The following is a 10277-nucleotide window of genomic DNA, read 5'->3' as shown; positions in this document are numbered from 1 at the left end:
GCTCCCCGCCCTCCCCGGCCTCGGGCTGCGCCCCGGCGTCCCCGTCCTGAGGCCCATCGGAATCGGACTCGGGCGGCTGCCCGCCACCCCCACCGGACCCGTCAGGACCGCCGTCCGGATCCGGATCGTCGTCCTCGGACCGCGACTCCGGCTCCGCGAACTCCTCCAGCGTCTCGTCGAGCTTGTTCTCGTCAAGTCCCGGAGCGTCGAAGGGATTTCGCCGCCGCCGGTGCGGCAGCGCGAGCAACGCGGCCTGCCGTACGTCCTCGGCGAGTACGTCGGTCCGTCCGGCCCACGCGGCCAGCGCGGTCGCCGTACGGGCCATCACGATGTCGGCCCGCATGCCGTCCACCTCGAAGGCGGCACAGGTCGCCGCGATCTGCCGCAACGCCCCGTCCCCGAGCCGCACGGACGGCAGCAACTCCCGTGCGGCCACGATCCGTTGGCGTACGGCGGACTCCTCGTCCGCCCAGCGCACGGTGAACCCGGCAGGATCGTCGTCGTAGGCGAGCCTGCGCCGGACCACCTCGACCCGCTGGTCGGGCTCCCGCGAGGCCGCGACCTCGACGGTCAGGCCGAAGCGGTCGAGCAACTGCGGTCGCAGTTCGCCCTCTTCGGGGTTCATCGTGCCGACGAGCAGGAATCGGGCGGCGTGCCGGACGGAGACGCCTTCGCGTTCGACGTACGACGCTCCCATCGCCGCCGCGTCCAGCAGCAGGTCGACCAGGTGGTCGTGGAGGAGGTTGACCTCGTCGACGTAGAGGATGCCCCGGTGCGCGTCGGCGAGCAGGCCGGGCTCGAAGGCCTTGACGCCCTCGGAGAGCGCGCGCTCGATGTCGAGGGCGCCGACGAGCCGGTCCTCGGAGGCGCCGACCGGCAACTCGACCATGCGCGCGGGGCGTTGGACCCCGGGCCCGGTCTCGTGCGGCCCGTCCGGGCAGGCCGGGTCGGGCGCGGCGGGATCGCAGGAGAAGCGGCAGCCGGGGACGACGGCGACCTCCGGCAGCAGCGCCGAAAGCGCGCGCACGGCCGTCGACTTGGCGGTGCCCTTCTCGCCGCGCACCAGCACACCGCCGACGGCCGGCGACACGGCGTTCAGCAGCAGCGCGAGCCGCAGATCGTCCTGGCCGACAACGGCCGTGAACGGAAAGGGAGTTGTCACTGGTCGTCGCCCTCCAGGTCGCCTTCGAGCTCCAGGTAGGTGGCCCGCAGTCGTTCCAGCGTGTCCGCGTCCGGCTCGGCCCACAGGCCGCGCTCGGCCGCTTCGAGCAGCCGTTCGGTGATGCCGCGCAGCGCCCACGGGTTGGACTTCTTCATGAAGTCCCGGTTCTCCGGGTCGAAGACGTACTCCGCGCTGAGCTTCTCGTACATCCAGTCGTCGACGACTCCTGCCGTCGCGTCGTACCCGAAGAGGTAGTCGACGGTCGCCGCCATCTCGAAGGCGCCCTTGTAGCCGTGGCGTCGCATCGCCGCCATCCAGCGGGGGTTGACCACGCGGGCGCGGAAGACACGGTGCGTCTCCTCGCCCAGCGTGCGGGTCTTCACCTGGTCCGGGGTGGCGGAATCGCCGACGTACGCCTCGGGGGAGGTGCCGGTCAGGTGGCGGACCATGGCGACCATGCCGCCGTGGTACTGGAAGTAGTCGTCCGCGTCGACGAGATCGTGCTCGCGGGTGTCAACGTTCTTGGCCGCTACGGCAATTCGCCTGAACGCGGTCTCCATGTCCCCGCGCGCCGCCCGCCCGTCGAGCCCGCGCCCGTATGCGTAACCACCCCACACGGCGTACACCTCGGCGAGGTCCGCGTCGCTGCGCCAGTTCCGCGCGTCGATCAGCGGGAGCAGACCGGCGCCGTACGCCCCGGGCTTGGAGCCGAAGATACGGGCCGTGGCCCGGCGCCGGTCGCCGTGCTCGGCGGTGTCCTCGTCGGCGTGCTTGCGGACGTAGTTGGACTCGGGCGGCTCCTCCAGTTCGGCCACGGCCCGTACCGCGTCGTCGATCAGCCCGACGACGTGCGGGAACGCGTCCCGGAAGAAGCCGGAGATCCGCACCGTGACGTCGATGCGCGGCCGGCCCAACTCCGTGACGGGCACGATCTCGAAGCCGGTCACCCGGCGCGACGCGTCGTCCCAGACGGGACGGCAGCCCAGCAGCGCGAGGATCTCGGCGATGTCGTCACCCTGGGTGCGCATCGCCGACGTACCCCACACCGTGAGGCCGACGGACGTGGGGAACTCGCCGTTGTCCTGAAGGTATCGCTGCACGAGAGAGTCGGCCAGCGACTGCCCGACCTCCCAACTCAGCCTGGACGGAATGGCCTTGGGGTCGACCGAGTAGAAGTTCCGGCCGGTCGGCAGGACGTTGACCAGACCGCGGGTCGGGGAGCCCGACGGACCCGCCGGGACGTAACCCCCGTTCAGCGCCAGCAGGATGTGGTCGATCTCGTCGGTGGTGCGGGCGAGCCGGGGCACGACCTCGACGCAGGCGAACTCCAACACCGCGACAGCGTCCGGGAGTTCGGTGCCGATGACGGCACGGACGAGCGCCGGGACCGCCGTGACCTCCCACTCCTGGGACTCCATGCCTTCCGCGAACCGGCGGCACAGCTGCTCCAGCAGATCGATCGCGTCGGCGGCCGACCGGGCGGGCCCGTCGACCAGCTCCGTCAGCTCCACCGGCACCTTCACCGGCGCACCCGGCTCGGCCAGCAACTCCTTCTCGACCAGGCCGAAGTGGAGCGCCAGCGCGGCCCGCAGACCCGGCAGGGCGTTCGCCTGCCCGCCCCACACCTGCGAGGCGCGCAGCACGGCCAGCACGAGGTTCACGCGTGCTTCGCCGACCGGGCCGCCACCCAGGATGTGCAGCCCGTCGCGGATCTGCACGTCCTTGATCTCGCACAGATAGCCGTCGATGTGCATCACGAACTCGTCGAACGCCGCGTCGTCCGGCTGGTCGTCCACATGCAGGTCGTGGTGCAGCTCGGCCGCCTTCACCAGCGTCCAGATCTGCGCGCGCACGGCCGGCGCCTTCGTCGGGTCCAGGTCGGACACGAGGGCGTACTCGTCGAGGAGCTGCTCCAGCTTGGCCAGGTCGCCGTATGTGTCGGCACGCGCCATCGGCGGCACCAGGTGGTCGACGACCGTGGCGTGCCCGCGCCGCTTGGCCTGCGTGCCCTCGCCGGGGTCGTTGACGATGAACGGGTAGATCAGGGGGAGTTCACCGAGTACGGCGTCCGGAGCGCAGCCGCTGCTGAGCCCAAGTCCCTTGCCGGGCAGCCATTCCATGGTGCCGTGCTTGCCCATGTGGATGACCGCGTCGGCGCCGAAGCTGTTGTCCAGCCACCTGTAGGCCGCCATGTAGTGGTGCGACGGCGGCATGTCGGGGTCGTGGTAGATCGCGATCGGGTTCTCCCCGAAACCGCGCGGCGGCTGGATCATCACGACGACGTTCCCGAACTGAAGGGAGGCGAGCACGATGTCGTCGCCGTCGACGTAGAGGTTGCCGGGCGGCTCGCCCCACGCGTCCAACATGCCCTGCCTGAGCTCCGGTTCGAGCTTGTCGAACCAGGCCTGGTAGTCGGCGAGCGGCACGCGCGCGGGCGCTGCGGCCAGTTGCTCCTCCGTCAGCCACTCCACGTCATGGCCACCGGCGTTGATGAGCCGGTGGATCAACTCGTCCCCGTTGTCCGGGTGTTCGTCGACCCCGTACCCGGCGTCCCGCAACGCGTCCAGCACCCGGATCGCCGAGGCGGGCGTGTCGAGGCCGACCGCGTTGCCGACCCGTGAGTGTTTCGTCGGATAGGCGGTGAAGACGACCGCGAGCCTTTTCTCGGCGTTCGGCTTGTGCTTCAACTTCGCGTGCCGTACGGCGATTCCGGCGACCCGCGCGGCCCGCTCGGGGTCGGCGACGTAGACCGGGACGTCGTCCGGACCCTGCTCCTTGAAGGAGAACGGGACGGTGATGAGGCGTCCGTCGAACTCCGGGATCGCGACCTGCATCGCCGCGTCCATGGGGGAGACGGCGGCGTCGGACTCGTCCCAGGCCGCCCTGGACGTCGTAAGGCAAAGTCCTTGCAGCACAGGGACGTTGAGGTCGGCGAGCGCGCCGATGTCCCACGCCTCCTCGTCGCCGCCGGCCGATGCCTGCGAGGCGTGCGTGCCGCCGGCGGCGAGGACCGTGGCGATGAGTGCGTCGGCCTTGCCGAGGATCTCGTACAGCCCGGAGTCGGCACCCCGCAGCGAACCGCAGTACACGGCAAGGGCGTTGGCGCCCTTGGCCTCGATCTGGTCGCACAGGGTGTCCACGAAGGCGGTGTTGCCGCTGAGGTGATGCGCCCGGTAGAAGAGCACACCGACCGTCGGTCGCCCCTCGACGAAGGCGCGCTCGCCGTGGACGCCGAACTCCGCCATCTTCTGCGGCTCTTCGAAGCCCTCACCCGTGAGCAGCACCGTGTCCGAGAGGAACCGGGCGAGTTCGGTGAGGTTGTCCGGCCCGCCCTCGACGAGATACCTGAGTGCCTCGGCGACGACACCGGCCGGTACCGACGACTCGGCCATCAACTCCGCGTCGGGGACGGTCTCCCCGCCGAGCAGCACGGTCGGAATCCCGGACGCCTTCAGCGCGGCGAGCCCGTCCTCCCAGGCACGCTTGCCGCCCAGCAGTCGTACGACGGCGACGTCCGCCCCCTCGACGAGCGCGGGCAACTCGGCCGTGACGTCCACCCGGTTCGGGTTGCCGATCCGGTACGCGGCGCCGGAGGCCCGGGCCGCCAGCAGATCCGTGTCGGCGGTCGACAACAACAACACTGTGCTCATGCGGGCGCTCCCGGTGGAATGAAAGGCAGTCCTTGCGGCGCGCCGGACTCGATGAGCCGCCAGAGCGCGTCCGTGTCCGCGTGCTGTTCGATGAGGTCGCCGAGCCGGTCGAGCTGTTCCTCGCGCAGCGCGGCGAACGAGGTGTCGGGCGCCGGCACGAACCGGCGCCCCGCGGCGGCGGCCACCTCGCGCAGGAACGCCCGCCGGAAACCGTCCGACTCCAGCGAGCCGTGCCAGTGGGTACCCCAGGTCTGACCGACCCGACAGCCGTCCAAGAAGGGCTCACCGCCGGTGAGTTGGGCGACCCCGTGATGGATCTCGTACCCCTCGACCCGCTCGCCGAGGGCTTCGCCCACCGGCCGGGTGAGGGTCTTCTCGCGCGCGAACCGCACGCGCAGCGGCAGCACGCCGAGCCCGTCGACCGCCCCCCGCCGGCTCTCGACCTTGTCGTCGATGTGCTCGCCGAGGACCTGGAAGCCGCCGCAGATGCCGAGGATCGGGCGTTGTTCGGCGGCCCTGCGGACCAGGGCATCCCCAAGTCCCCGCTCCCGCAGCCACTCCAGCGCCTTCACCGTGCCCCGGGTCCCGGGGATCACGACGAGGTCCGCGTCGGCCAACTCCTCGGGCCGGTCCACGAACCGCACCACCACGCCCGGTTCGGCTGCCAGCGCGTCCACGTCGGTGAAGTTGGACATGAGGGGGATCGCGCAGACGGCGACCCGCAGCACGTCCTCGCCGACCGGAGGCGCGGTGTTCGACTCGCGCACGGTGCCGCGCAGCGAGATCCGCAGCCCGTCCTCCTCGTCGATCCCGAGGCCATGCCGGAACGGCAGCACGCCGTAGGTCCGGCGCCCGGTGAGGCCGAGCAGCATCTCCAACCCCGGTTCCAGGAGCGACACATCACCGCGGAACTTGTTGACGAGGAACCCCGCGACGAACGCCTGGTCCTCGGGGCTCAGCAGCGCGACGGTCCCGAAGAAGGAGGCGAAGACGCCCCCGCGATCGATGTCGCCGACGACGAGAACGGGCAGTCGGGCATTGCGCGCGATGCCCATGTTCACGATGTCGGTCCGCCGCAGATTGATCTCGGCGGGCGAACCGGCCCCCTCACAGATCACCGCGTCATACGTGCCCCGCAGCTCGGCGAGACAGTCCAACACGGTCCCGAGCAGGGCCTCTTGCCGCCCACCGTGATAACCACGGGCACTCATCTCGCCAACGGGCCTGCCCATGAGGACGACTTGGCTGGTGCGGTCGCCGCCCGGCTTCAGCAGCACGGGGTTCATCAGCGCGGTCGGCTCGATCCGGCACGCCTGCGCCTGCATGGCCTGCGCCCGCCCGATCTCGGCGCCCTCGCGCGTCACGAACGAATTCAGGGACATGTTCTGCGCCTTGAACGGCGCGACCTTCACGCCCTGCCGCACCAGCCACCGGCAGATCCCGGCGGTCACGACACTCTTCCCGGCATCCGAGGTGGTCCCGGCCACCAACAGCCCGCCGCCGCTCATGACTTCCGCCCCTTCACGAGCAGCCGCCCGGCGACGCTGACCCCGAGCGCGAGCAGACCGACGCGCCGGGACAGCCGTACGGCACGCGCGATGTCCGGCACGGCGACGGCGCGCCCGTCCCCGTTGAGCACGGGCCGGTGCTCGACCCGGCCGCCGTAGGAGAGCGTCCCGCCGAGGCGCACGCCGAGGGCTCCCGCGAAGGAGGCCTCCACGGGGCCGGCGTTGGGGCTCGGATGCTTGCGGGCGTCGGTGCGCCAGGCGCGTACCGCTCCGCGCGGGTCGCCGCCCGCGACGGTCGCGAGGGCGGCGGTGAGACGGGCGCCCGGCCAGCCGGCGACGTCGTCGAGGCGGGCCGAAGCCCAGCCGTAGCGGCGGTACTTGGCCGACTTGTGGCCGACCATCGCGTCGAGCGTGTTCACGGCCCGGAAGCCGAGCAGGCCCGGGACGCCCGCGATGCCGCCCCAGACCAGGGCGCCCACCACCGCGTCGGACGTGTTCTCGGCGACGGACTCGACGACGGCCCGGGCGATCCCGTCGGCGTCGAGGGCCTGCGGGTCCCGCCCGCAGAGGTGCGGCAGCCGCGCCCGAGCGGCATCGATGTCCCCTGCCTCCAGCGCGCGCCCGACAACCCCGGCCTCGCGCGCGAGGGAGGTCCCGCCGACGACGGCCCAGGTGGCGGCGGCGGTGAGGGCCGCAGAGGCCGTACGAGACGGTCGTAGGGCCGAAGTTGCTACGGCGGCGAGGGCGACGGTGCCACCCACGCACACGGCGGTGTGCAGGGCGCCCCAGCCTCGGTGGTCGCGCCACAGCAGCCGTTCCACGGCACCGGCGGCACGGCCGAACGCGGCGACCGGATGCCCGCGGCGTGGATCGCCGAGCAGGTGGTCGCCGAGGAGGCCGGCGGCGGCGCCGTACGCGAAGACGCGATCGGCACGCATCGGGTCAGCCGATCGCTGGGTCGGACACTGTGCGGGTACGGGACCTCGAACGACAGCCGAGCATGGCGATATGTCCTCACTCAGGGTGTCCACGCCCTGGTTCGACGAGACCGGCGGTGAGAGTTCCTGGCTCCCGGGGGTGTCTACCCCGGTGACAGTGGCGGGACCGCGCCGGATTCACACCGGCTTCCTCTCCTGCCGCCGTATATGGCTCCGGCAGTCCACCATGCTGTTGGAAGGGTCGTCAACTTGCTGTTGACCTGCGGGGACGGAGTGTGCTGATGCCCACACGCGAGGGGTCGGAGGGGTCACGCGGACGTGGGGTGCGGGACGGCGATCCGTCCCGCACCCCACGTTCCGTCCAACTTGCGGCCGGTCAGGCCACGATCAGATAGATCCCGTACGCCACCGCCGCCGCGCAGGCCGCGAAGCAGGCGTACGCGCCGGTCAGGGCGAGGGGTGCGGAGTCGCCCTGGGCGGTGGCGCGTTCGCGGCGGGAGAGGCCGACGATGCCGAGGGTGAAGACGGCCACCAGGGCGACGGTGGCGCCGAGGCTGACGCCGAAGACGGAGCCGAGGGCTGCCCAGTCGATGTGCATGCTGATTCGTTCCTTCGTGTCCGGGGCGCGAGCTCAGACGGTGGCGGCCGGCGGTGTCGCCGGGTCGGACTTCACGACCGGGGCCGGGTTCACGGGCGGCGAGAGGATCGTCGCCGTGAGGCCTTCGGAGAGGGCGACCGACGGGGGCGGCGGGGTCACGGCGGCGATCGCGGTGGTCACCACGCCGGCCGGTTCGTCGACCTCGTTGACGTTCGAGGCGTCGACGACCTGGCGGCGGGAGAGCAGCCAGATGGCGGTGCTGGAGGCGACCAGGAAGGCGGCCACCAGCGCGGTGCCCCAGTCGCCGAGGTCGGTCACGGACTCGGCGAGCGCGCCGACCAGCGCGGCGGCCGGCAGCGTCAGACCCCAGGCGACGAACATCCGGGTCGCGGTCGACCAGCGGACGACACCGCCCTTGCGGCCGAGGCCCGCGCCCATCACGGAACCGGAGACGGCGTGCGTGGTGGAGAGGGAGAAGCCGATGTGCGAGGAGGCCAGGATGACCGCGGCCGCGCTGGTCTGGGCGGCGAAGCCCTGCTGCGGCCGGAGGTCGGTCAGGCCCTTGCCCATGGTGCGGATGATGCGCCAGCCGCCGATGTACGTGCCCATCGCGATGGCGAGGCCCGCGGAGAGGATGACCCAGGTGGGCGGGTCCGAGTCGGGGGCGATGGAGCCGCCGGCGACCAGGGCCAGGGTGATGATGCCCATCGTCTTCTGGGCGTCGTTCGTGCCGTGGGCCAGCGAGACCAGGCCGGCGGAGGCGATCTGGCCGACGCGGAAGCCCTTGTCGGCGGCCTTGCCGTCCGAGTTCCGGCTCAGCGCGTACGAGAACCTGGTAGCGAGCATCGCCGCGACGCCCGCGACGATCGGGGCGGCGACCGCGGGCAGCAGCACCTTGGTGACCAGGACGTCGCCGTGGACCGCGCCGGTGCCGGCCGAGGCGATGGTGGCGCCGATCAGACCGCCCATCAGGGCGTGCGAGGAACTGGACGGCAGGCCGACGAGCCAGGTCACCAGGTTCCAGAGGATCGCGCCGACGAGTGCGGCGAAGATGACCTCGGGACGGATACCGCTCTCATCGACGAGACCCTTGGAGATCGTGTTGGCGACCTCCACGGAGAGAAAAGCGCCCACCAGGTTGAGGGTGGCCGACATGGCCACCGCGACCTTGGGCTTGAGGGCACCGGTCGAGATGGTGGTGGCCATCGCGTTGGCGGTGTCGTGGAAACCGTTCGTAAAATCGAACGCGAGTGCGGTGATTACCACAATCGCGAGGATCAGCGAGAAGTTTTCCATTTACCCAGGCAATCGTTCGAGGTCATCGGCGCATTGACCGTAGGCAACCTGGGTGAACGGAAGATGAACTGAGGGGGTATCGGTGGTGTCCGGATTGCCTAGTATCCGCGGGCGAACTTCTTCAGTTGGCTCACCGTCCCGTTGAAGAGATTCTGGTCACCCGGCAGGCTCCCGCTGTTGTCGTACTGCCAGAAGGTCCAGTACGACCATCCGGCGGGCAGCGCGCCCGCGTCAGCCGACTCGTGGCGGGCGATCCACAGCGCGTGTGTCGAGGCCAGGGAGCTGTTGTTGCCCGTGCAGGTCTTCCACCACAGGGTGGTCGTGTAGATCACCGGGCGGCGGCCGGTCTCCCGCTTCACCTCGGCGCTGAAGGCCTTGATCCAGCTGACCGTCCTGGCCTTGCTCAGGCCGTAGCAGCCGTGCTTCTTGTCGTACGGGTTGTATTCGATGTCCAGCGCGGGCGGCAGCGTCCAGCCGTCCGCCTTCCAGTCGCCGCCGTGCGCCACGAAGTACGCGGCCTGGCTCGCGCCCGAGGACCTGTCCGGCAGGGCGAAGTGGTACGCGCCGCGGATGATGCCGGCCTTGCGGGCGCCGTCGTACTGCTGGCTGAAGTACGGATTGCGGTAGGTGGTCGACTCGGTCGCCTTGACGTAGACGAACGTGGCGCCCTTCGCCTTCGCGCTGGGCCAGTTGACGTTCTTCTGGTGCGAGGAGACGTCGTGGCCCTTCGTCGCGCTCGCGGCGATGCCTGCGGCGGTGGCCGGGATCTCGGTGAGCGCGAGCGTGGTTCCGCCGACGGTGAGAGCGGCGACGGCGGCCGCGGCGAGCCGGGCGCGGGACCGGAATCGGGGGTGGGTGCGGGTCAGGGACGGTTTGCGATCACGGGCCATGTTTCCCCCGGAAATGGCGGCGTGCACGACAAATCTCCCAGAGGTTATTGGAAGATCCGTCAATGCCGGTCGGCCTCCAGCCAAGCGACTGGAGTGGGCGGTTAACACCCATATGTCATCTTTCGGATGCGCGGCTTCCGGCCTAAAGTGCCTTCGCCCGAACGTGCGTTGGGGAACCGGCTGACAGGATCGCGGCATGGCTGAGCAACGGCGGGACCAGGGGGACGGGCGGGGC

At 70.9% G+C, this 10277-nt stretch carries 7 protein-coding genes and 1 riboswitch; all 7 genes read right to left on the bottom strand.

The window, feature by feature from the left end:
- The coding region (locus tag AC31A1_RS38040) for a magnesium chelatase ATPase subunit I (protein WP_489657663.1) at positions 1–1162 on the bottom strand (1162 nt) is incomplete at its 3' end.
- Positions 1159–4812 carry a cobaltochelatase subunit CobN gene (cobN, locus tag AC31A1_RS38035; protein ID WP_489657662.1) on the bottom strand — a complete coding sequence of 1218 codons (3654 nt, stop codon included), beginning with the start codon at positions 4810–4812 and terminating at the stop codon, positions 1159–1161. The genes cobN and AC31A1_RS38040, both read right to left, overlap by 4 nt.
- The gene (locus AC31A1_RS38030) at positions 4809–6320 is read right to left on the bottom strand and encodes a cobyric acid synthase (protein WP_489657661.1); all 1512 of its coding nucleotides are present in this window, start codon (positions 6318–6320) and stop codon (positions 4809–4811) included. Before AC31A1_RS38030 ends, cobN begins: the two co-directional genes overlap by 4 nt.
- Positions 6317–7258, bottom strand: coding sequence for a cobalamin biosynthesis protein (locus AC31A1_RS38025; protein ID WP_489657660.1), 942 nt, complete (start codon positions 7256–7258; stop codon positions 6317–6319). Before AC31A1_RS38025 ends, AC31A1_RS38030 begins: the two co-directional genes overlap by 4 nt.
- Positions 7259–7356: 98 nt before the next feature.
- A riboswitch (cobalamin riboswitch) is annotated at positions 7357–7499 on the bottom strand.
- Between the two features lie 135 nt (positions 7500–7634).
- Positions 7635–7856, bottom strand: a complete 222-nt coding sequence (locus AC31A1_RS38020) for a hypothetical protein (protein WP_266875484.1) — start codon at positions 7854–7856, stop codon at positions 7635–7637.
- A gap of 33 nt (positions 7857–7889) precedes the next feature.
- Complete coding sequence (locus AC31A1_RS38015) at positions 7890–9152, bottom strand: inorganic phosphate transporter (protein WP_489657659.1); 1263 nt, start codon at positions 9150–9152, stop codon at positions 7890–7892.
- A 98-nt stretch (positions 9153–9250) separates the two neighbouring features.
- Positions 9251–10042, bottom strand: a complete 792-nt coding sequence (locus AC31A1_RS38010) for a lysozyme (protein WP_489657664.1) — start codon at positions 10040–10042, stop codon at positions 9251–9253.
- Positions 10043–10277 lie beyond the last annotated feature (235 nt).

Source organism: Streptomyces sp. P5F9, from assembly GCF_057961495.1.
The sequence above is the reverse complement of the archived record's forward strand: the minus strand, read 5'-3'. Positions and strand labels throughout refer to the sequence as shown.

What these genes read in the sequence shown, in the direction of transcription:
- cobN (WP_489657662.1), bottom strand. Translation starts at nt 4,812, where the DNA reads ATGAGCACAGTGTTGTTGTTGTCGACCGCCGACACGGATCTGCTGGCG.
- AC31A1_RS38030 (WP_489657661.1), bottom strand. Translation starts at nt 6,320, where the DNA reads ATGAGCGGCGGCGGGCTGTTGGTGGCCGGGACCACCTCGGATGCCGGG.
- AC31A1_RS38025 (WP_489657660.1), bottom strand. Translation starts at nt 7,258, where the DNA reads ATGCGTGCCGATCGCGTCTTCGCGTACGGCGCCGCCGCCGGCCTCCTC.
- AC31A1_RS38020 (WP_266875484.1), bottom strand. Translation starts at nt 7,856, where the DNA reads ATGCACATCGACTGGGCAGCCCTCGGCTCCGTCTTCGGCGTCAGCCTC.
- AC31A1_RS38015 (WP_489657659.1), bottom strand. Translation starts at nt 9,152, where the DNA reads ATGGAAAACTTCTCGCTGATCCTCGCGATTGTGGTAATCACCGCACTC.
- AC31A1_RS38010 (WP_489657664.1), bottom strand. Translation starts at nt 10,042, where the DNA reads ATGGCCCGTGATCGCAAACCGTCCCTGACCCGCACCCACCCCCGATTC.